This window comes from Solidesulfovibrio carbinoliphilus subsp. oakridgensis, from assembly GCF_000177215.2.
Lineage (GTDB): Bacteria > Desulfobacterota > Desulfovibrionia > Desulfovibrionales > Desulfovibrionaceae > Solidesulfovibrio > Solidesulfovibrio carbinoliphilus.
Genome location: NZ_CM001368.1, coordinates 2,629,916 through 2,649,459, shown reverse-complemented (window position 1 = coordinate 2,649,459; position 19,544 = coordinate 2,629,916). Strand labels below are relative to the sequence as shown.

General features: G+C 64.7%; 20 protein-coding genes. 10 read left to right on the top strand and 10 right to left on the bottom strand.

Going from position 1 to position 19,544, the window contains the following annotated elements; translation table 11 throughout:
- Positions 1 to 63 precede the first annotated feature (63 nt).
- Entirely contained in the window at positions 64 to 474 is a 411-nt protein-coding gene (locus DFW101_RS11530; RefSeq protein ID WP_009181693.1) for a response regulator, read from the top strand.
- Positions 475 to 680: 206 nt separating this feature from the next.
- Here DFW101_RS11530 and DFW101_RS11525 read toward each other — a convergent pair whose 3' ends face one another.
- The 3 genes from DFW101_RS11525 to DFW101_RS11515 form a co-directional block, all read right to left on the bottom strand.
- Positions 681 to 1,943 (bottom strand): EAL and HDOD domain-containing protein, encoded by a 1,263-nt coding sequence (locus DFW101_RS11525; protein WP_009181692.1) that lies wholly within the window; start codon positions 1,941 to 1,943, stop codon positions 681 to 683.
- A 181-nt stretch (positions 1,944 to 2,124) separates the two neighbouring features.
- Complete coding sequence (locus DFW101_RS11520; RefSeq protein ID WP_009181691.1) at positions 2,125 to 3,540, bottom strand: sensor histidine kinase; 1,416 nt, start codon at positions 3,538 to 3,540, stop codon at positions 2,125 to 2,127.
- Entirely contained in the window at positions 3,524 to 4,195 is a 672-nt protein-coding gene (locus DFW101_RS11515; RefSeq protein ID WP_043570994.1) for a response regulator, read from the bottom strand. Before DFW101_RS11515 ends, DFW101_RS11520 begins: the two co-directional genes overlap by 17 nt.
- 367 nt (positions 4,196 to 4,562) lie before the next feature.
- Here DFW101_RS11515 and DFW101_RS19815 point away from each other — a divergent pair, with 367 nt between their 5' ends.
- From DFW101_RS19815 to DFW101_RS11495, 5 genes are all read left to right on the top strand, one after another.
- Positions 4,563 to 4,730: a hypothetical protein gene (locus DFW101_RS19815; RefSeq protein WP_009181689.1), complete on the top strand. Its 168-nt coding sequence runs from the start codon at positions 4,563 to 4,565 to the stop codon at positions 4,728 to 4,730.
- Positions 4,731 to 4,951: 221 nt separating this feature from the next.
- The gene (locus DFW101_RS11510; RefSeq protein ID WP_009181688.1) at positions 4,952 to 5,680 is read left to right on the top strand and encodes an amino acid ABC transporter ATP-binding protein; all 729 of its coding nucleotides are present in this window, start codon (positions 4,952 to 4,954) and stop codon (positions 5,678 to 5,680) included.
- Between the two features lie 51 nt (positions 5,681 to 5,731).
- Complete coding sequence (locus tag DFW101_RS11505; RefSeq protein WP_009181687.1) at positions 5,732 to 6,550, top strand: ABC transporter substrate-binding protein; 819 nt, start codon at positions 5,732 to 5,734, stop codon at positions 6,548 to 6,550.
- A 108-nt stretch (positions 6,551 to 6,658) separates the two neighbouring features.
- The gene (locus DFW101_RS11500; RefSeq protein WP_009181686.1) at positions 6,659 to 7,360 is read left to right on the top strand and encodes an amino acid ABC transporter permease; all 702 of its coding nucleotides are present in this window, start codon (positions 6,659 to 6,661) and stop codon (positions 7,358 to 7,360) included.
- A gap of 13 nt (positions 7,361 to 7,373) precedes the next feature.
- Positions 7,374 to 8,069, top strand: coding sequence for an amino acid ABC transporter permease (locus DFW101_RS11495; RefSeq protein ID WP_009181685.1), 696 nt, complete (start codon positions 7,374 to 7,376; stop codon positions 8,067 to 8,069).
- 338 nt (positions 8,070 to 8,407) lie between these two features.
- Here DFW101_RS11495 and DFW101_RS11490 read toward each other — a convergent pair whose 3' ends face one another.
- From DFW101_RS11490 to DFW101_RS11465, 6 genes are all read right to left on the bottom strand, one after another.
- On the bottom strand, positions 8,408 to 9,181 hold the full coding sequence (locus DFW101_RS11490; RefSeq protein WP_009181684.1) for a bestrophin-like domain: 774 nt from the start codon (positions 9,179 to 9,181) through the stop codon (positions 8,408 to 8,410).
- A gap of 125 nt (positions 9,182 to 9,306) precedes the next feature.
- Entirely contained in the window at positions 9,307 to 10,890 is a 1,584-nt protein-coding gene (locus DFW101_RS11485) for a DHA2 family efflux MFS transporter permease subunit (protein WP_009181683.1), read from the bottom strand.
- Between the two features lie 19 nt (positions 10,891 to 10,909).
- Entirely contained in the window at positions 10,910 to 12,040 is a 1,131-nt protein-coding gene (locus DFW101_RS11480) for an HlyD family secretion protein (RefSeq protein ID WP_009181682.1), read from the bottom strand.
- Between the two features lie 209 nt (positions 12,041 to 12,249).
- Positions 12,250 to 12,495 carry a Nif11-like leader peptide family natural product precursor gene (locus DFW101_RS11475; RefSeq protein WP_009181681.1) on the bottom strand — a complete coding sequence of 82 codons (246 nt, stop codon included), beginning with the start codon at positions 12,493 to 12,495 and terminating at the stop codon, positions 12,250 to 12,252.
- A 105-nt stretch (positions 12,496 to 12,600) separates the two neighbouring features.
- Positions 12,601 to 13,653, bottom strand: coding sequence for an N-acetyl-gamma-glutamyl-phosphate reductase (gene argC, locus DFW101_RS11470; RefSeq protein WP_009181680.1), 1,053 nt, complete (start codon positions 13,651 to 13,653; stop codon positions 12,601 to 12,603).
- Between the two features lie 15 nt (positions 13,654 to 13,668).
- A complete protein-coding gene (locus DFW101_RS11465; RefSeq protein ID WP_009181679.1) occupies positions 13,669 to 14,001 on the bottom strand; it encodes a DUF1844 domain-containing protein in 333 nt (110 codons plus the stop codon).
- Positions 14,002 to 14,186: 185 nt separating this feature from the next.
- On the opposite strand from DFW101_RS11465, the gene pyk reads away from it, so the two are divergent.
- The 3 genes from pyk to DFW101_RS19510 all read left to right on the top strand — a co-directional run bounded on the left by pyk (position 14,187) and on the right by DFW101_RS19510 (position 17,256).
- Entirely contained in the window at positions 14,187 to 15,614 is a 1,428-nt protein-coding gene (gene pyk / locus DFW101_RS11460) for a pyruvate kinase (protein WP_009181678.1), read from the top strand.
- Positions 15,615 to 15,693: 79 nt separating this feature from the next.
- Entirely contained in the window at positions 15,694 to 16,419 is a 726-nt protein-coding gene (locus DFW101_RS11455; protein WP_009181677.1) for a hypothetical protein, read from the top strand.
- 99 nt (positions 16,420 to 16,518) lie between these two features.
- Positions 16,519 to 17,256, top strand: a complete 738-nt coding sequence (locus DFW101_RS19510) for a hypothetical protein (RefSeq protein ID WP_009181676.1) — start codon at positions 16,519 to 16,521, stop codon at positions 17,254 to 17,256.
- Between the two features lie 2 nt (positions 17,257 to 17,258).
- On the opposite strand, the gene DFW101_RS11450 is transcribed toward DFW101_RS19510, so the two are convergent.
- Positions 17,259 to 18,677, bottom strand: a complete 1,419-nt coding sequence (locus tag DFW101_RS11450; protein WP_009181675.1) for an MFS transporter — start codon at positions 18,675 to 18,677, stop codon at positions 17,259 to 17,261.
- 183 nt (positions 18,678 to 18,860) lie between these two features.
- Here DFW101_RS11450 and phoU point away from each other — a divergent pair, with 183 nt between their 5' ends.
- Positions 18,861 to 19,517: a phosphate signaling complex protein PhoU gene (phoU, locus tag DFW101_RS11445; protein WP_043642865.1), complete on the top strand. Its 657-nt coding sequence runs from the start codon at positions 18,861 to 18,863 to the stop codon at positions 19,515 to 19,517.
- Positions 19,518 to 19,544 lie beyond the last annotated feature (27 nt).

Genomic DNA, 19,544 nt, shown 5'->3' with positions numbered 1-19,544 from the left:
TTTCCAGGACATGGTTCCGCCATGCGACGACAGCCCCTGACCGCCTCACCCGGGAGCAGCAGCATGCGCTTTCTCATCGTGGATGACGATGAAAGCATCATCCTCTTTCTGCGAACCTTTCTCTCGGCCTATGCCGAATGCCTCACGGCCTGCGACGGCATGGAGGCCCTGTCCGCCTTCGAGGCCGCCCTGGAGGAGGACCAGCCGTTTACGGCCGTGTTCATGGACATCCTCATGCCTGGCATGGACGGCAATGAAGTGGTCCAGGCCCTGCGCCGCATCGAAGACGCCTCGGGCCCGGCCGAGCGGTTCAAGCTCATCATGATCTCGGTTCTGGCCGACACCAAAAACGTCAGCGAATCCTTTTTCCAGGGCCGGGCCGACGCCTACCTGCCCAAGCCCCTGCGCCGCGAATCCCTGCTCCTGGAACTGGCCCGGCTCGGGCTCATCGCCCCGCCCCCCCCGCCGCAATAGGCGCGTCCACCCGGGCACGCATAAGGGCCGGGAGGGGGGTTCCCTCCCGGCCCTCATGCGTATGGAAAGCGTCCGGTCCCGGGCCACACGGCCCTGTCCGGCCCGTCTCGCGTCCATGAAAAATACGGCAGTATTTTTTACGATGAAAACCAGTTTTGTCCGTGTGTTGCATTGAAAATGGGCAGCCCGGGCTGCGGGGCGCGACCCTAGGCGGCCGGCGGTCCCTGGGTGACGAAAAAGGCGCTGCTCCAGGCCATGGCCTCGCTGGCGCAGGCCTTGACCACTTCCTGGTCGAAGCCGAGCTTGCGGGTCAGCTCGCCCAGGCGTTGCCAGTCCGCGTCCTCGATGCAGGCCACGAGATCGAGGAGCGGCTGGTATTCGCTCTGGGTCTCCCGGCGCAGGGCCTCCTTGAGCTTTTCCTCCAGGGGCAGGTATTCGGTCACCTGGCCCATGGGCAGGCCGAGGATGGCGTCGAGCAGGGAGAAAAGCCCGAGCAGGAAAAGCGACCCCGGATTGAAGTCCCAGAAGTCGTAGCGGCTGCCCACCTGCTCCAGGAAGCGGGCCCGCTCCAGGGACAGCTCGGCCAGCTCCCGGGGCATGTCCCCGTGCTGGGCCATGTCGGCCAGGAGGACCGCCCGCAGCCAGTTGCGCATCTTGATCGTGCCGAGGACCATGATGGCCTGCCGGATGGATTGGATTTTTTGCGGGAAGCCGAAGGCCGCGCTGTTCAAATAGGACAGGAGCCGGAAGCTGACCGACACGTCGCCGGAAATGGCTTCCGACAGGGCGTCCACGTCCGGGTCCTCGGCCTCGATCAGGCGCAGGAGGCTGAAGCGGCTCATCTGGTGGGAGGTGAGCTTGCGGTCGGCCATGATCTCGGGTTCCTTGAAGAACCGGCCCTGGAACAGGGTGAACCCGGCGGCTTTCAAGGCCTCGAACTGCTCGAGGCCCTGAACCCTGGAGGCGAGGAGTGCCACTTTCCTGCCCTTGGCCCGGTCCAGGAAATCGCGCGGGTCGGCGCCGCTCCCGGCGTCGAAGCACAAAACGTCGGCCAGCTCGGGCAGGCCCGGCAGGTCGGCCATGCCCGGGCCGGATTCGAGGGCCAGGGCGTAGCCGTCGGCCCGCAGCTGGCGGGCGGCGTCCAGGACCGCTTCCGGCCGGCTGACCCGGCCCACGGCCTTGACCACCCCGCACTGGGGCGGCAGGGCGTAGGGGGCCTTGGACAGGAGCCCGGTCTCGTCAAAGGGGGCCACGACCTTCTTGCCCCGTTCCACGGCGTGCTGCACGCCCATGTAGGAGGACGAGGCCAGGGAGCCGACGACCTGCTCCTGGTCGATGAAACAGGCCAGCGCCGCGCAGGCCTCGGAGCCGCCCTGGATCTCGTAGCCCCACAGCTTGCGCTTGACGTCGAAAAGGGCCTGTTTGGTGAAGAAAAAGGGCGTGGCGCCGCTGGTGTCCGTATCGGTCATGGCGTGATCCCCGGCGTGGGAGTTTTTTGGAAAAAACACCGTCCGTATGCTGGCTTTGGGCCATCATGCCCGAGGGATGCGGCCTTGACAACGGTTTTCGATTTTGCGGCCTCCCGCAGGCAGGCAGGCAGGCAGGCAGGCAGGCAGGCAGGCAGGCAGGCAGGCAGGCAGGCAGGCCCGTTCAGGCCGGCAAGGGGGCCCTGGGATCGGCCGCCGGCAGGGTGAAGGTGAAGCGGCTGCCGGCGCCGGGCTCGCTTTGCACGTAGATGGTGCCGCCGTGGGCGTAGAGCACGGCCCGCACCAGGGACAGGCCGAGGCCGAGGCCCCGCTGGGACCGGCTCTTGTCGGCCCGGTAGAGGCGGTCGAAGATGCGCGGGATGTCCTCGGCCACGATGCCCTCGCCGGTGTCGGCCACGCACACCGACACCGTGTTGCCAAGGCGCGTGGCCGCGACCTCCACGTGGCCGCCGGCCGGCGTGTACTTGACCGCGTTGTCGAGCAGGTTGGCCAGCACCTGGCGCAGGCGGTCGGCGTCGGCCACCACCGGCAGCCGGTCGGGGGGGGCCACGGTCAGGGTCACGCCTTTTTCCTCGGCCACGTACTGGTAGAGCTCCACCGCCTCTTCCATGAGGGCGGCCATGTCCGTCGGCCCCAGGTGCAGGCGCATGGCCCCGGTCTCGGCCTCGGAGATGTCCATGAGGATGTCGAGCATGCTGACCATGCGCCGGGTCTCCTCGGCGCAGTCGAGAAGCGCCTCGCGCAGCTCCTCGGGCTCGTTCTTGGTGGCCGCGGCCATCTCCACGGCGGCGAGCGTCCGGGTGGCCGGGGTGCGCAGGTCGTGGGCCACGTTGTCGAGGGCCTCGCGCATGCCGGTGATCAGGCTCTTGATCTTGTCCAGCATGGCGTTGAAAAGCCGGGCCAGCTCGTTGAGCTCGTCGTCGGCCCCTTCGCCCGGGACCCGGGCGTCCATGCGGCCGGTGTCGATGGCCCGGACCGTGTCGATGAGCGCCTGGATGGGTTTGAGCACGCGCCGGGCCAGGATGAAGCCGGCCGTCAGGCCGACCAGGGCCACCGGGGCCATGATGCCGGCGAAAATGACCCGGAACTGGCGCAGGAGCCGCTCCCGGTCGCCGGCGTCCTTGCCCATGTACACGGCCCCGCCGCCGGGCAGGGCCCGGCCGGCCATTTCGATCAGGCTGCCGCCCTGGGCTTCCGGCAGGAAAAACCACTGGGTGGCCGGCCCGGGCGGGCCTGTCGGCAGCCGGTCGGGCAAGGGCGGCTGGTCGGAGGGCGACAGGACGAGCAGCGGCTTTTCGTCCACGCCGTCGATGCGCAGGTAGTATTCGTCGTAGTCGTAGTTCTCGCGCTCGAGCTGAATGAATTCCACCAGCCCGGCCGGCCCTTTCTTCTGGCTGATGGAGGCGTATTCCCGCACTTTTTGGATGAGCGACACCCGGTCGCCCTCGCGCACGGCGTCGGAGAGGAGCGAATAGGCGAGCAGGAAGAGGATGAGCGCGCTCGAGATGAAGATCAGGGAATAGCTGGCCGTCAGCCGGAAGGTGGTGGATCGGAAAAGGACCCTACTCCTTGAGGACATACCCGACCCCGCGCAGGGTATGCAGCATCTTGCGGTCGTAGTCCCGGTCGATCTTGTTGCGCAGCCGGCAGACCAGCACGTCGACCAGGTTGGTCTGGGGATCGAAGTGGTAGTCCCAGACATGCTCCATGATCATAGTCTTGGACAGGACCTTGCCGGGATTGCGCATGAAGTATTCGAGCAGGGCGAATTCCCGGGGCTGAAGCTGCACGGCCGTTTCGCCCCGGTGCACGTCGCGGGTGAGGAGATTCATGGACAGCTCGCCCACCGACAGGCGCGTCGGCTCCGAGGCGCTGGTGGACCGGCGGATAAGGGCCTGGACCCGGGCCAGGAGTTCGGAAAAGGAGAAGGGCTTGGAAATGTAGTCGTCGCTGCCGGTCTCGAGGCCCCGCACCCGGTCCTCCACCGACCGCTTGGCCGAGAGGATGATGATGGGCGTGTTGACCTTGCGCCGCCGCAGTTCCTCGATGACCTTCAGGCCATCCATGCCCGGCAGCATGACGTCGATGACGGCCACGGCATAGGGCTCGGTGGTGGCCAGGTGCAGGCCGTCCAGGCCGTCGGCCGCATGATCCACGGCAAACCCGCTTTGGCGCAGGCCGCCGATGATGAACGAGGCGATTTTCTCGTCGTCTTCGACGAGCAGAATCCGCATGGGCCTTTTGTCCTTTTCCTGGCCATCGGCGGCCGTCAGGCGGCCGGGGCCGGCTCCCGCGCTCTCTTTTGGCATGGTGTACATGCAACGCCTCTTAAAGGCCAGTGGCCGGGACGGCTATGGATTTCCTTTTTTTTTCACTTCTGTAATCGCCCGGCAAGGGGAAAGTAACCTGCCGGAATATTGCCCGTTTCAACTTTCGAGGCTGTAATGCTGGCGTAAGAGGCCGGAAAGGGGGCGCGGCATAGAGCCCATGGCGTCGGCCCGGGAGGACGCTTCCGGGCCGCGCAGGAAGCAACGCCTGCGGGGCGTGCTTCCCGGCTGGGGGGGATTTGCAGAACCTGCCACCTCGTAAGGAGAATAGAGCATGAAAAAAATCGTCATCTTCACCGTCATTTCCTGCCTGCTCGCCACCTCCATGGCTTTCGCCGGCACCAAGAAGAAGGCCAAAAAAGCCACCAAGGGCGACAGCTATTCCACGGTCGAGATCTTGAAGGCCAAGAAGAAGGCCAAGAAGGCCACTCCCGCCAACTAGTTCCGGCCGGGCGCCATCCTGCCGCGGCCGCGCGCCGCGCCACGAAAAGGCCGGGGCTTCCCCGGCCTTTTCGTCGTGGCCGGGCCTGACCTTTGGCTTGCCGCGATTGACAAAAGAGGCTATTTCGCGCACCCTGGCTCATTACGGATCGCCTTGACGTCACGTCGCTGCCGACCGCCGCCGGGCGGCCGGCGCTTTCTACGCCCAAAGGAACAGCGCCCATGGCCATGATCGAGTTTCACAACGTCCAGAAATGGTATGGCGAATTCCATGTCCTCAAGGGCATCACGGATTCCGTCGAGCAAGGCGAGGTGCTGGTCATCTGCGGCCCGTCCGGATCGGGCAAGTCCACGCTCATCCGCTGCGTCAACCGGCTGGAGGAATACCAGCAGGGCCATATCCTTTTCGACGGCCACGACATCCACGGCGACGACATGGACGTCAACCGGCTGCGCTGCGACATCGGCATCGTCTTCCAGCAGTTCAATCTCTATCCCCACCTGTCGGTGCTCAAAAACATCACCCTGGCCCCGACCAAGGTCAAAAAGATGCCGCGCAAGGAGGCCGAGGAACTGGCGCTTGCGCTCCTCGAACGGGTCGGCATCCACGAGCAGGCCAGGAAATTCCCGGCCGAACTGTCCGGCGGCCAGCAGCAGCGCGTGGCCATCGCCCGGGCCCTGGCCATGAAGCCCAAGGTCATGCTTTTTGACGAGCCGACCTCGGCCCTGGACCCGGAGATGATCAACGAGGTCTTAAACGTCATGAAGGACCTGGCCCGCGACGGCATGACCATGCTGTGCGTGACCCACGAGATGGGCTTTGCCCGGGAGGTGGCCGACCGGGTCGTGTTCATGGATTTCGGCGAAATCATCGAAGGCGCGCCGCCGCTGGAGTTCTTCAAGAACCCCCGGCACGACCGGACCAAGCTTTTCCTCAAGGAAATTCTCTAGCGCCCGCGCGGTGCCCGGACCAACCCCAACACGCCCGACAAGGAGGCTCCCATGCGCAAGACAGCCTGGATTTCCGCCCTGGCCGGCCTGCTGATCCTCGGCCTGGCCGCCACGGCCCTGGCCGGCAAGCTCGACGACATCAAGTCCCGCGGGGCGCTGGTGGCCGGCGTGAAGGACTCCCAGCCGCCCTTTGGCTATGTCGACGAGAAGACCAACCAGGTCGTGGGCTTCGAGATCGACCTCATGGAGGCCCTGGCCAAGCGTCTGGGCGTCAAGCTCGAACTCAAGCCCGTCACCTCCTCCACCCGCATTCCCATGCTGGGCCAGGGCGCCATCGACATCGTGGCCGCCACCATGACCCACAAGAAGGAGCGCGAGGATCAGGTCGACTTCTCCATCACCTATTTCATGACCGGCCAGAAGCTGCTCGTCAAAAAGGGCGGCGGCGTCAATTCCGTGGCCGATCTCGGCGGCAAGAAGGTCGGTTCGGTCAAGGGCTCCACGTCCGAGCAGAACGTGAAAAAAGCCCAGCCCGACTGCACGGTCATCTCGTTCGAGACCTACCCCGAGGCCTTCCTGGCCCTCAAGCAGGGCAAGGTCCAGGCCATGACCACCGACGAGTCCATCCTGGTCGGCATCAAAAACAGCGACGACAACCCGGACGCCTGGGACATCGTCGGCGAGTACATCTCGCCCGAACCCTACGGCCTGGGGCTGCCGGAAAACGATTCCGACTTCCGCGACTTCGTCAACCTGGCGCTCATGAACATGTGGGAGACCGGCGAATACCAGAAGATCTACGAGAAGTGGTTCGGCAAGGGCAAGAAGGACTATCTGCCCCTGACCTGGAAGATGGAGCTCTGGCCCTAAGTCGTCGGATATCTTAGATATTGCCATCACGCGGCCGGTGGGTGATCCCCGCCGGCCGCCCGTTTGCCGGGGCCTTGGCTCCGGCGGACGCCATTTCGGGGAAGCATTTTGGCGTACACTTTCGATTTCGGCCAGGTGGTCAGCGGCGAATACGGGCAGTGGCTCGTTTCGGGGCTTGTTACCACGCTCAAGATTTCCAGCCTGTCCATCGTGCTGTCGCTCGGGCTCGGCACGCTGGTGGCCGTCCTTCGCCTGTCCAAGGTCAGGCCGCTTGTCTGGATAAGCGCCGGGTTCACGGAATTTTTCCGCAACACCCCGCTCCTGGTGCAGATTTTCTTCTGGTATTTCGGGTCCTACAGCATCCTGCCCAATTTCGTGAACGAGTGGCTCTACAAGCAGGACTTCGAGTTCGCCTGCGGCGTCATCGCCCTGACCGTGTACACGGCCGCGTTCATTGCCGAGGAGATCCGTTCCGGCATCTTCTCCATCCCCAAAAACCAGTTGGAAGCCTCCCGGGCCTGCGGCCTGTCGTTTGTGCAGGCCATGGGCTACGTCATCTTGCCCCAGGCCTTCCGGGTCATCATTCCGCCGCTCATTTCCCAGTTCCTCAACCTGATCAAGAACTCGTCTCTGGTCATGACCATCGGCGTCATGGACCTGACCTACATGGCCCGGCAGATCGAGGCCCACACCTTCCACGGTTTCGAGGCCTTCACCGTGTCCACGTGCATGTATCTGGCCATCTCGCTGACCGTTTCCCTGGGCGTGAACATCTACAATCGGCGCGTGCTCCACGTGCGGTCGCGGTAGACGGGGGAAGACGGTGCACTGGAACGTTATTGCCAAAAATTTCGATTACTTCCTGATCGGCGGCTTTCCCCAGGGCCCGCTCGGCGGCCTGGCCATGACCGTGCTCCTGGCTGTCGGCGGCATTTTCGGCGCCTTCTGGCTGGGCCTTGGCATCGGGCTTTTCCGCATCTCCAAGCTCCGGCGCCTGCGCTGGCCGGCCATGGTCTACATCGAGATCATCCGGGGCACGCCCCTTTTGATGGTGGTCTTCTGGTTTTATTTCCTGGCGCCGGTCCTTTTGGGCAAGACGTTGCCAGAGGCCCAGAGCGCGCTTATCGCCCTGATCGTCTTTACCAGCGCCTATATCGCGGAGATCGTCCGGGCCGGGGTCGAGGCCCTGCCCAAGGGCCAGATGGAGGCCGCCCGGGGCACGGGGCTCAACCATTTCCAGACCATGACCCACGTCATCCTGCCCCAGGCGCTCTTCAACATGATTCCGTCCTTCGTCAACCAGTTCGTTTCCCTGACCAAGGACACCTCCCTGGCCTTCATTATCGGCGTCAACGAGCTGACCAAGGCCGCGACCCAGGTCAACAGCCGGACCCTGACCGCGCCGACCGAGATCTTCATCACCATCGCCCTGCTCTATTTCGTCATCTGCTACTGCCTGACCGAACTCTCGCGCCGCCTCGAAAAGCACATCAACCGCTATCAGGCCCGCACCCGCTAGCCGGCGGCGAAGACGCGGGCGCGAGCGCCGAGCGGCCCGGGAAACAGGCGTTTCCCGGGCCGCTTGCGTCTGGCCGCTTGCGTCTGGCCGCTTGCGTCTGGCCGCTTGCGTCTGGCCGCTTGCGTCTGGCCGCTTGCGTCTGGCCGCTTGCGTCTGGCCGCGAGCCTGCCTGGCGCGGCCCTCGGGCGCCTGCCGTCCGGCCGGACGTTGCCCGCCGGGGCCGCCGGCAGCGGCCCCGGGCCCCGGGGACCGGGCGGTTGCGGTGGGGGCGCGTGCCGGGGCGGGCAGCCGGGCGGGTGGCACTGCGGCGGCCAGGGCCTGGCCCCGGTCCGCCGGGGTCACGGACGGGGCAGGGCCGCGATGGCCGTGGCCCGCTCCAGGGCCCAGCGGAAGGCGGTGGTGTCGATGTTGACGATGCCGACAAAGGGCGTGTTCAGGTCGATGATGGTGGTGATGACCAAAATGACCATGGCGAACATCGGCAGCTCGAAGGCCAGCTGGGTCTTCCGGCTGCCGACGCGGGTCAGAGAGGTCTTCACCAGCATGACGTAGTAGCCGAAGACGATCAGGAAAAAGATCATGGGGTGGAGGTTTTCCTTGGCCTTCATGCGACGGGTCAGCCGGCACTTGGTGATGTCGCTCAGTTCGCCGAGCACCAGGCTGTGGATCGATTCCTCGTTTTTCGAGGTCAGGCTGATGGCATAGGCCTGGTTCCAGAGGGCGTCGAAGGCGGTGGAGGCCTGGGCCGACATTTCCCCCCGGCCCATGGCCGGCAAGTCGAACTCGACCACGGCCTTGGCGTAGGCGAGCAGCTTTTCCGTGAGCGGTTTCCCCTGCGACAGGCCGTTTATCAGCCGGGTGGCCGAGATGATGTCCTCGGCTTCCTTGCGCGTGTCGTCCTGAACGGTGTTGAAGTTCACCATCAAGGTGACCAGGGCCAGCCCCAGGAAAATGGAATAGAGGGAATTGAACAGGTTGTAGTTGGCGATCGTCTCCGAGAGCTGTTCGATGGGCCCGGGCTGTCGCCGGTGGGCGGCGACCAGATAGAGAAGGGTCGGCAGGCCGAGGATGGCGATGACGCCCGCTTCGCTTAGCAGAAAGAGGTTGCCCATGGCGTCACGCGGCTCCGCTTCGCTGGTGGTTTGTGTCCCGGGGGATCGGGTCCCTGGATCGTCCGGGAAATCCACCGTCGCGTCAATGCCTGGGCCTGGTTGCGGCCTCTGGGCCGGGCCGGTGGTCAGTGCATCATGCCCGGCGTGGCCGCCTTGCCGGCCCGGCGCAGGAGCAGCACGGCAGGCATGCACAAAAGGCACAGGTAGGCCAGGATGCGGAAGCTGTCCATGTAGGCCAGAAGGGTGGCCTGCTGCACCAGCAGGTCGTAGGTCAGGCCAAGGGCCTTCAGTTTGGCCGTGACCGGATCGAAGGACCGGGACAGGGAGGCGGTCAGGGACTGGAGGTAGGCGAGGTAGCGGGGGTTGCCCAGGTGGATGTGGCCGGAAAGGAGGTCCTGGTGGGCTTGCGCCCCCCGGTCCACCACGGCGATCAAGGCCGAGATGCCGATGCTGCCGCCGATGTTGCGCATGAGGTTGAAGATGCCGGCCGCGTTGCCGATCTGCTCGTTTGGCAGGTTGGACATGGCCTGGGTGGTCAGCGGCACGAAGACCATGGCAATGGCCAGGCCCAGGATGAACCCGGGCCAGACGATGGCGGAAATCGAGATGTCGAGATTTATTTCCGCGAACCGGTAGGACGAATAGGCCATGAGCAGAAAGCCGAGGCCGATCAACACCCGCGTGTCCACCTTGCCGATCAGCCGGCCGACGAGGATCATGGCGATCACGGCCCCGACCCCGCGCGGCGACAGGGCCAGGCCGCTGGCAAAGGCGGAATAGCCCATCAGGTTTTGCAGGAAGAGCGGCAACAGCGTGATGGCGCTGTAAAGGACCACCCCGACCACGCCGATCATGCCCGTGCAGGCGGCGAAATCCCGGTCCTTGAGCACCCGCAGATCCACCAGCGGATACTTGGCCCGAAGCTCCCAGAGGACGAAGGCGATCATGGACGTGAGGCTTATGCCGGCGAACCAGCGGATCCAGACGGCGGCGAACCAGTCGTCCTCCTGGCCCTTGTCGAGCAGGATCTGGAGGGTGGCCAGCCACAGGACCATAAAGGCGAAGCCCACGTAGTCGATGGAGCCGCCCCGCTTGGCCTTGGCCTCCTTGAGGTAGGGCGGGTCCTCCAAAAAGGCCTGGCACATCAAAAGCGCCGCGATGCCGATCGGCAGGTTGATGAAAAAAATCCAGCGCCAGGACATGTTGTCCGTGATCCAGCCGCCGAGAAGCGGCCCGACGATGGGCGCCACCACCACGCCCATGCCGAAAATGGCCATGGCCATGCCGCGCTTGTGCGGCGGAAAGCTCTCCATGAGGATGGCCTGGGACATGGGCTGGAGCGCGCCGCCGGCCGCGCCCTGGAGGATGCGGCTGACCACCAGGAGGGCCATGGTCGGGGCCGCGCCGCAGGCGGCCGAGGCCAGGGTGAAGCCGGCCACGCAGGTCATGAGAAACCGCTTGCGGCCGAAGTTGGTGCTGAGCCAGCCGGTCATGGGCAGGACGATGGCGTTCGATACCAGATAGCTGGTCAGGACCCAGGTGGACTCGGACAGGGTGGCCGACAGGTTGCCCGCCATGTAGGGCAGGGCCACGTTGGCCACCGAGGTGTCGAGGACCTCCATGAACGTGGCCAGCATGACCGAGGCCGCGATCAGCCAGGGATTGACGCTCGGCTGCCACGGCTGGCCGGAAGCGGCGGGGGATGCCATAAGCGCCTTGCTCCCGTCCCTAGCGGACCCGCACCGTCGGCACGACCGACATGCCCGGCGCCAGCAGCATGTCCTGGTCGGCGTCCGTACGGTCGAAGACGATTTTGACCGGCACCCGCTGCACGACCTTGACGTAGTTGCCGGTGGCGTTTTCCGGGGGCAGGAGGCTGAACGCCGCTCCCGTGCCCCGCTGGACGCTCTCGACATGGGCCTTGATCTCGCGGTCCGGATAGGTGTCCACGGTCACGGCCACGGGCTGGCCGGGCCGCATGCGGGTCAGCTGGGTTTCCTTGAAATTGGCCACCACCCAGATGTCCGGATTGACGAGGCTCAGGAAATTCTGGCCGGTCTGGATGTAGTCGCCCGGCTCCACGGCCTTGTTGGTCACCCGGCCGGACACCCGGGCGTGGACCTCGGTGTGGGCCAGGTCCAGGGCGGCCTTGTCCACGGCGGCCCGGGCCTCCTCCACCTGCGCCTTGGCGGTTTCGATGCGGGTGCCGGCCAGGGCGACCTGGGTCTGGTCGGCGGCGTATTTCTTTCTGGCCACGTCCAGGGCGGCCCGGGCGGTGCGGGCGGTGGTGTCCGCGTTGTCCCTGGCTTCCTGGGCCACGACGCGCTCGGAGGCGAGCTTGTCGTAGCGGGCTTTTTCCTTGTCGGCGTTCTCGGCCGTGGCCAGTTCGGACGCGACCTGCGCCCGGCTGGTTTCGGCCGCGGCCCGGGCCGCCTCCTGCTCCGATACGGCTTCGTCGCGGTTGCGCCGGGCCGTGGCCAGGGCGGCCCGGGCCTGGTCCAGGCGGACCTGATAGTCGGCCGGGTCGATGCGGAGCACCACGTCGCCTTTTGCCACCTTCTGGTTGTCGTCCACGAGCACTTCCTTGACCCGGCCCGGGACCTGGGCCGAGACGGCGGTGACGTGGCCGGCGATGAAGGCGTCATCCGTGGATTCGAACTGCCGGTCGTAGCGCCAGTAGGCCAGGGCCCCGGCGAGAAGGCAGGCGGCCAGGAGCAGCACCCAGGGGTTTCGCCACAGCGGCCGGTGGCGGCGGGGCGGGAGAGGCGGCGGCGTCTGGCCGGCCGGCCGGCCGGTCTGGAGAACGGCGGGATCGACGGGCCCCTGGGCAGGCGGGGTTTCGGGAGGTGCGGCGGACATAACGGCAAACACTCCGGGCCGTGGGTGCGTCTTTGGGAAGTACGACGAGGACGCGGCCCTTCCCAGTCTTCGGAGGGTCCGAAGAACAACAGTTTACAGGCGAAGTGGATTTTTTTGTCAAGCAGGCACCATCCGGGAACCGGGTCCCGGACGGGTGGGCACGGCGGGGTGGCCCGGACGGATGCCGGGCGGGAAAAGGCGGGGGGCGATCAGGTCCGGCGCAGGAAATTCCACCAGTTGCGGAACTCGAAGAATTGCTCGGCTTCCTCGTGGGTCTGGCATTTGACGTGGAGCACGCCGTCCATCTCGTCGAATTCGGCGTCCGTGAAAAAGAGGCCTTCCTCGCGCAGGACCGCGTCCCGGGCCGCCTGCCCTTCGGCCTTGTAGAGCCGGTCCCGAAGCCCCTTGTCCGTGCCGATGCGCTCGTAGAGCTTGCGAACATTATCGAGTGTCATGCTTCCTCCCCGTCGTGAACCCCACCCCCCTTTTGAAAGTTTTTGGGAAAGGAGGGGTGCGGGGAGGGAAACCCTTTTTTCAAAAAGGGTTTCCCTCCCCGCTTCCTACGGCATCATGGGCGCGAGGGTAAGGCCCGCGTCCACGGGCAGGCCGGACATCAGGTTGGCGCAGGCGACCGCCTGGCCGGACGCGCCCCGGCACAGGTTGTCGATGGCGGAAACGACAATCAGCCGGCCGGTGCGGGGATCGACCACCAGGCCCAGGTCGCAGAACATGGTGCCGCGCACGTGGCGCGTCTCGGGCAGCCGGCCGAGGGGCAGGACCCGGACCCAGGGCTTGTCGGCGTAGTGGCGTTCGTAGAGGGCGTGGATTTCCTCCACCGTGGCCTCGCGGGTGAGCCGGGTGTAGATCGTGGACAGGATGCCCCGGTCGATGGGCAGGAGATGCGGGTTGAAGGACACGGTGATGTCCGCGCCGGCGAGCTTGCCGAGCTCCTGCTCGATCTCCGGGGTGTGGCGGTGCCTGCCCAGGTTATAGGCCCGGAAGCTGTCGTGGACCTCGCAGAACAGGGTCGGCACGGCGGCCTTTCTGCCCGCGCCCGAGGCGCCGGATTTGCTGTCGGCCACGATGCCGTCGGTTTCGACCAGGCCGGCGGCCAGAGCCGGGGCCAGGCCGAGGATGACCGAGGTCGGGTAGCAGCCGGGATTGGCCGTCAGCTTCGTCTTTTTGATTCGTTCGCCGTAAAGCTCGGGCAGGCCGTAGACCGCCTCCGGCAGGAGGGCCGGGTGGCGGTGGGGGAGGCCGTACCAGGCGGCGTAGACCTCGGCGTCGGCCAAGCGGAAGTCGGCGGAAAGATCGACCACCGACAGGCCGGCGGCCAAGAGTTCGGCGGCGTAGTCCATGGCCGCGCCGTGGGGCACGGCCAGAAAGACGAGGCGGCAGGCGGCGGCCAGATCGGCGGCGTCCGGCGCGGTCACGGCCACGTCCCCCACGGGAAAGCCCTGGAGAAAAGGATAGAGGCTGGCCAGCGTCTTGCCGGCCTCGGCCCGGGAGGTGGCCCGCACCAGGCGCAGGCTCGGATGGACGGCCAGGAGCCGGGCCAGCTCCATGCCGGTGTAGCCGGTCACGCCGACCAGGCCGACGGGAATCGTTTCCATGTGGCGCTCCGGACGTTACTGTTTTTTGACGTAGGCCAACCGCAGCTCGCAAAGGAGCGTTTCGAGCACCTCGCGTTCCTCCTGGCCGAGATTGCCCCGGGTCTTGCAGTCGAGCATGGCCAGGATGTCGATGGTGTGCTTGGCCTGGGGCAGGTTGCGGATGTAGGCGCCCGATTCCGGCTCCGGCGCCTCGCCCATGAGCACCATGGCCGATTGGGCCAGCGACAGGATGAAGGTGATAAACGAGGCCGGTGGAAAGCAGGGGTCCTGGCCCGGGCGGGAGTCCTGGCAGGTGCCGGCCTGCCGGCCGCCTTCCCCGGGACTTTTGAAAGCAGCGTCGATTCCCATGGAGCGTTTTCCTCCTTATGCAGGGCCTTTCGGCCTTGTCCTCTGTGAGCGTGCCAATTAGATAGGGATATGTCGCGAAACGGCAACCAGTCGGGACGAAGATTATCCCAAACCCGTCCGGCCCGCATCCGCTTTTTCCCGTCCCCGGACGGGAGGGCCCGCGCCGGACACGCCTGGAGGCAAGCATGCACACCAAGATCGTGGCCACCCTCGGCCCCGCGTCCCTTCAGCCTGAAACCATGCGGGACATGGTGCGCCATGGGGTCCGCATCTTCCGGCTCAATTTCTCCCATGCCGATGCGGCCTATTTCGAGCCCATCGTCAAGACGATCCGGTCCCTCGAAAGCGAGTTCGGCATTCCGCTGACGGCCCTGGCCGACCTATGCGGCCCCAAGACCCGCATCGGCGAGGTGGCCGATTCGCCGCGCACGGTCGGCAAGGGCGAAAGCCTGCTGTTGGGACTGCCGGACGAGCGGCCCGATCCGTCCCGCGACGAGCGGGTTTTCGTGTCGCTCGACATGCCGGAACTCCTGGCCGGCCTTCGGGTCGGCATGCCGGTAAACTTAAGCGACGGGCTGCTCCAGTTCCACGTCACCCGGGAGCTCAAGGCCGACCGGCTCTACGAGATCGAGGCCCAAAACGCCGGGCTCCTGTCGTCGAACAAGGGCATCGCCTTTCCGGGCAAGCACCACGCCCTGCCGGCCCTGACCGCCAAGGACGTCAAGGACCTGCACGAGGGCATCGACGTGGGCGTGGACGCCATCGCCATCTCGTTTGTGCAAAACGCCAATGATGTGGCCATGACCAAGGAGGAGATCAGAAAGCACGGCGTCTGGGTGCCGGTGGTCTCCAAGCTCGAGCGGCAAAACGCGGTGGACAACCTGGACGCAATTTTGAAACTCACGGACGCGGTCATGGTGGCCCGCGGCGACCTCGGCCTCGAATGCCCGCTGCCGGAGCTGCCGATCATCCAGAAAAAGATCATCCGGGCCTGCCGCCATGCCCAGCGGCCGGTGATCGTGGCCACCCAGATGCTTTTGTCCATGGTCAAAAACCCGATCCCGACCCGGGCCGAGACTACCGACGTGGCCAACGCCATCCTGGACGGGGCGGACTGCGTCATGCTTTCGGAAGAGACGGCCGTCGGCGACCATCCGGTGGAGACGGTGAAGGTCATGCAGGAGATTTCCGAGAACGCGCTCGGCTACTACCTGGAGCGCATCCAGGCCCCGTACGCGCCCAAGCGGGAGAAGAACCCGAACAAGTTCGTGGCCTACTCGGCCTGCCTCATTGCCGACAACATGGAAGGCCAGGCGATCGTGTGCCACACGGTCAGCGGCACCAACGCCAGGCTCACCTCCAGCCGCCGGCCGAGCCAGAACATCTACGCCCTGACTCCGGACCCGCGCGTGCTGCGGTTTTTGAACTTCGCCTGGGGGGTCAAGCCGCGGCTGATCGAGACGGCCGGGGGCGACCACATGGCCCGGGTCGAGGAGTTCGTCACCAACTGCCCGGACATGGCCGCCGGCGAACCGGTGGTCATCACGGCCGGCCGCCCGACGCCCGGCAACGACATGCCCGGGACCAACGAGATCAAGATCTATTACAAATAAATACGTGGAGGGGGCCTGGGCAAGGCCCCCTTTCCGTTGGTCTTTATTAAAAAGAATAGAAAAGAGGCGGGGTGCGTCCATGTATCATGGAAAAGTGCTGTACTGTGCCAGCGCCACGGGCCTGTCGCTCAAGGAATGCGAAATCGATCTCGACCACCCGCACATACGCTCCATGCATCTGTGGTCGGCTGACAATGGCCTTGCCGTGGAATTCGACATCGCCCTGGAGTCCACCGAGGCCTACGACCTCTTGCAGGCCGCGATGGACCGGTATTGCGACAGGGTGGCCTGCAAGATCGCCTATGATTTTGCCATCCCTTTCCCAGGCTTCTCGTATGTCGGCGGCGGGGCCGATTGCGGCGAGAACGACGTGATCGTCTTTCCGCCGGAACCCGGCCCGGAGCCGGACCCGCAGCCGCCGGTTTGCCGGGACGGGGACGGGCCGGATTTTTCCGCCTATCTCCTGGCCGGCGATGCCCGGACGTACCAGTACCATCGGCTGTACCGGTCGGCTCTCGGCACCGCCGATCCGGTGTCGCAGCTCCTGTTCCTCTATGCCATCCTGCAGTCCCTGGCCGGCGAGGGGACACGGCAGGACGTGGATGCGGTCATTTTGCAGGTGGAGCCGTCCGTGCCCCGGTACGGCAATGGCAGGGGCGGGGAGGAGACGCTCTACACGTGCCTGCGAAACGAGATCACCCGCCCGAGCCAGGGTGTTTTGGCCGAAACGACCAGCGCCGAAATCAAACGGTGCCTCGGCGCATTTCGTCTGGTCGTCCAAGAGGCCATCGCCCGCTTCGGATGAGATCACTCCTTATGTTCCGCACTGAAAAAATCAATATCAAGTATATTTAACTGGACGGGGATGCTTATAGCCTCGTCCTCTGTGTACGAAGGAGGATTAATGTATTACGGAAAATTACGTTATAGTGCGAATGGAAGTGTTGTGTATTTGAAAGATGAAATATATGAGACAAATGACTCATGCATAACATCTATGCGGCTTTGGTCCGGTGATGAGTGTGTATTTATAGATTTTTGTGTAGCCATTGAATCAATGGATGACTATGTTGAGCTAGAGAAAAAAGTTGAAAAAATTTGTAACAAATTACGAATTAAAATTACGTTTGAATTCGATTTGCCAATCGAAGTATTTAAATATATAGAGGGAAGTGTTGATTTTGGAGACGACGTTGTCGTTATGGTGCCATGTTTGGAGTTGGGGGTGAGCCCACTTCCTCCAGTAATCTTATGCGATGAAGAAGTTGGTGTTTTGAAAGAGACGATGGAAGATGATGGAAGAATTTTTAAGTATCAACAAATGTATGCTGCTGCTTTGGGTAAGAAGGGATTGGGTGAGCGCCATATGTATTTGTATAGTATATTATTAGATCTGACTGGAGACAAACGCCAGTCTTGTGTGGAAAAGCTTATTCTAAAATTAGAACCGCGTGTCGATACATATGTAGTTGAAAAGGAAGGAAAAGCTAAAGGAAGTAGAGAAACTTTGTATACTAAATTGAGGAATGAAATTGGCCATCCTAGGCAAGGTGCTTTTGTTCGGACAACAGGCAAAGAGATAGAACAATGTATTGAACGATTTCAGGCCTTAGTAAAAAAAGCGATCAAAGATTTTGGATGAGGTCATTGTTTGGTAGAAGATGGCTTCTTCATTCCTCTATCTCCGTTTTTCCCCCGCCAAAACGACAGGATCACCCCCAGGCACGAGAAGACGGCAAAGGCGGCCAGGCCCACGCGCATGCTGGTCAGAAAGGCCGGCAGGGTGGCCGGGGTGATGGCCGCGTCGGCCATCAAAAGCGAGAAGATAAGGGTGACGGTGGTCATGGACACGGCCATGCCGAGCGTGCGCATGGACGCGATCATGCCGGAAGCCAGCCCGAACTGCCGCTTTTGCACGCTGCCCATGATGGCCGTGGAATTGGGCGTGATGAAGATCCCGAACCCCGCGCCGATGACCACCAGCTCCGCCCCGAGCAGCCAGACGGACGTGTCCGCGTGGAGCGTGGCCGCGGCCGCGAGCAGGCCGGCCGAGCTGACGCACATGCCGATGGTGGCCAGCCGGGGGGCCGGGTAGCGCTCGGTCAGCCGGCCGGCCAGCGGCGAGGCGATGAGCTGGGCCACCGGCTGGAAGAGCAAGAGGAACCCGGCCAGGCGCGGCGGCAGGCCCTTGGCGTACTGGAGGTAGAGGCTCATCATGAAGGTGATGCCGAAGGTGGCGGCGTAGTTGCCAAGGGCCGCCAGGCAGCTCAGCGTAAAAAAGCGGTTTCGGGTCAGGAGGTTGATGTCCAGGAGCGGGCTTTTGGTCCGGGCCTGCAGGCGCAGGAACACGGCCAGGCCGAGAATCCCGGCCGCGATCATGGCCGGTCCGGCCGGCACCTCCTTGGCATGGGCCGCGCCGAGCATGACCAGGGCCACGCTGGCCGCGTAAAAAAAGCCGCCGCGCCAGTCCATCCGTTCGCCAAAGGCGTTTTTCGGGCCCTCCTTCATGCCGAACAGGCACAGGCCCGTGGCGCCAAGGCCGATGGGCACGGACATGAGAAAGACGAACCGCCAGCCGAAATGGCTGGTGACGAATCCGCCGATGACCGGGCCAAGCGACAGGCCAGCATAGGTGCAGGCCGAGACGAGGCCGATCTTGCGGCCGCGAAGCTCGGGCGGATAGGCGGCGGCCACCAGGGCCAGGGACCCGGACAGGACAATGCAGGCCCCGAGCCCCTGGAAGAACCGTTGGACCATGATCATGTCCACGGACTGGGTGAAGCCGAGCGAACAGGTGAGCGCCGTGAAGACGGCCAGACCCGGCAACAGCACCCGGCGCTGGCCCACGATGTCGCCCCAGCGGCCGAAGGCCAGCATGCCCATGGCCAGGGACACCACGTAGAGCTGCTCGATGAGGCCAAGCTGCATGGCCGTGGCGTTGAGGTCCCGGCCGAGGGAGGGCAGGGCCACGCCCACGGCGGTCAGCATGAACGGGGCCATGAACTGGGCGATGCAGACGGTGGCGAGGACCATGGCCGGGGAACCGGCGTGTACGCGGGACATGGGAACATCCTTTCGGTTGGCAGGGGCAAGCGTCGCCCGGTGTTGTTGTCCGCCGCGACGGCCGCGTCAAGAAGGGCACCGCCAGGAAACCGGCCTCAGGCGGGAAGGCCCCTTGCCAGAAGCCTCGTCGGCGGATACCTTTTCAGGCCATCGTGGTGGCATCGTATGCCCGGGGGGGTGTCTGTGGAACGGATCATCGAAACGGACCTGGAAAAGCTCAAGACCGACATGCTGACGGCCTTCCGCATGGCCCAGGCGGCCGTGGAAAAGGCCCTGCGCACGGTCTTTGACCGGGACCCGGCCCTGGCCCGGGCCGTCATCGCCGGCGACGCGGCCATCGACGGCCTGGAGTGCGCCCTCGACAGCGAGATCCTGCGCCTGCTCGCCCTGCACCAGCCCGTAGCCCGGGACCTGCGCTACGTCCTTGGCTGCATGCGGGCCGTGGGCGACATCGAGCGGATCGGCGACCAGGCGGTCGCCATCGCCGAGCGGGGCCTTTTGCTCGTGGACCGGGAGCCCATCGCCCCGCCGGCCAAGCTCGAGGAGCTGGCCGAGGCGACACGGGATTTTCTGGTCAACACGGCCTTGTGTTTCTCCAAGCTCGACCTGGCGCTGGCCCGCCGCCTGTGCGAGGAATCCGCGGAGATCCTGGACCTGAACGTGGCCATCCTCCAGGAGATGACCGAATACATGCGCGACGAGGCCCGGCCCGTGGAGCGGGCCGTGCAGATCTGCTTCATCGCCCACGGGCTCAAGCGCGTCTGCGACCAGTGCGCCAACATTGCCGAATCGGTCGTCTTCATCCGGGAAGGGGCCTGCAGCCGGCACCGGTGCGACTGATGGGCCGCCTTGGATCTGGCGCCGGGG

Coding starts and splice junctions, on each gene's coding strand:
- DFW101_RS11515 (WP_043570994.1), bottom strand. CDS start 4,195: ATGCGGATTCTGCTCGTCGAAGACGACGAGAAAATCGCCTCGTTCATC.
- DFW101_RS11455 (WP_009181677.1), top strand. CDS start 15,694: ATGTATCATGGAAAAGTGCTGTACTGTGCCAGCGCCACGGGCCTGTCG.
- DFW101_RS19510 (WP_009181676.1), top strand. CDS start 16,519: ATGTATTACGGAAAATTACGTTATAGTGCGAATGGAAGTGTTGTGTAT.
- DFW101_RS11530 (WP_009181693.1), top strand. CDS start 64: ATGCGCTTTCTCATCGTGGATGACGATGAAAGCATCATCCTCTTTCTG.
- DFW101_RS11490 (WP_009181684.1), bottom strand. CDS start 9,181: ATGGGCAACCTCTTTCTGCTAAGCGAAGCGGGCGTCATCGCCATCCTC.
- DFW101_RS11450 (WP_009181675.1), bottom strand. CDS start 18,677: ATGTCCCGCGTACACGCCGGTTCCCCGGCCATGGTCCTCGCCACCGTC.
- DFW101_RS11525 (WP_009181692.1), bottom strand. CDS start 1,943: ATGACCGATACGGACACCAGCGGCGCCACGCCCTTTTTCTTCACCAAA.
- DFW101_RS19815 (WP_009181689.1), top strand. CDS start 4,563: ATGAAAAAAATCGTCATCTTCACCGTCATTTCCTGCCTGCTCGCCACC.
- DFW101_RS11475 (WP_009181681.1), bottom strand. CDS start 12,495: ATGACACTCGATAATGTTCGCAAGCTCTACGAGCGCATCGGCACGGAC.
- DFW101_RS11505 (WP_009181687.1), top strand. CDS start 5,732: ATGCGCAAGACAGCCTGGATTTCCGCCCTGGCCGGCCTGCTGATCCTC.
- argC (WP_009181680.1), bottom strand. CDS start 13,653: ATGGAAACGATTCCCGTCGGCCTGGTCGGCGTGACCGGCTACACCGGC.
- DFW101_RS11520 (WP_009181691.1), bottom strand. CDS start 3,540: ATGTCCTCAAGGAGTAGGGTCCTTTTCCGATCCACCACCTTCCGGCTG.
- DFW101_RS11510 (WP_009181688.1), top strand. CDS start 4,952: ATGGCCATGATCGAGTTTCACAACGTCCAGAAATGGTATGGCGAATTC.
- DFW101_RS11480 (WP_009181682.1), bottom strand. CDS start 12,040: ATGTCCGCCGCACCTCCCGAAACCCCGCCTGCCCAGGGGCCCGTCGAT.
- pyk (WP_009181678.1), top strand. CDS start 14,187: ATGCACACCAAGATCGTGGCCACCCTCGGCCCCGCGTCCCTTCAGCCT.
- DFW101_RS11465 (WP_009181679.1), bottom strand. CDS start 14,001: ATGGGAATCGACGCTGCTTTCAAAAGTCCCGGGGAAGGCGGCCGGCAG.
- DFW101_RS11485 (WP_009181683.1), bottom strand. CDS start 10,890: ATGGCATCCCCCGCCGCTTCCGGCCAGCCGTGGCAGCCGAGCGTCAAT.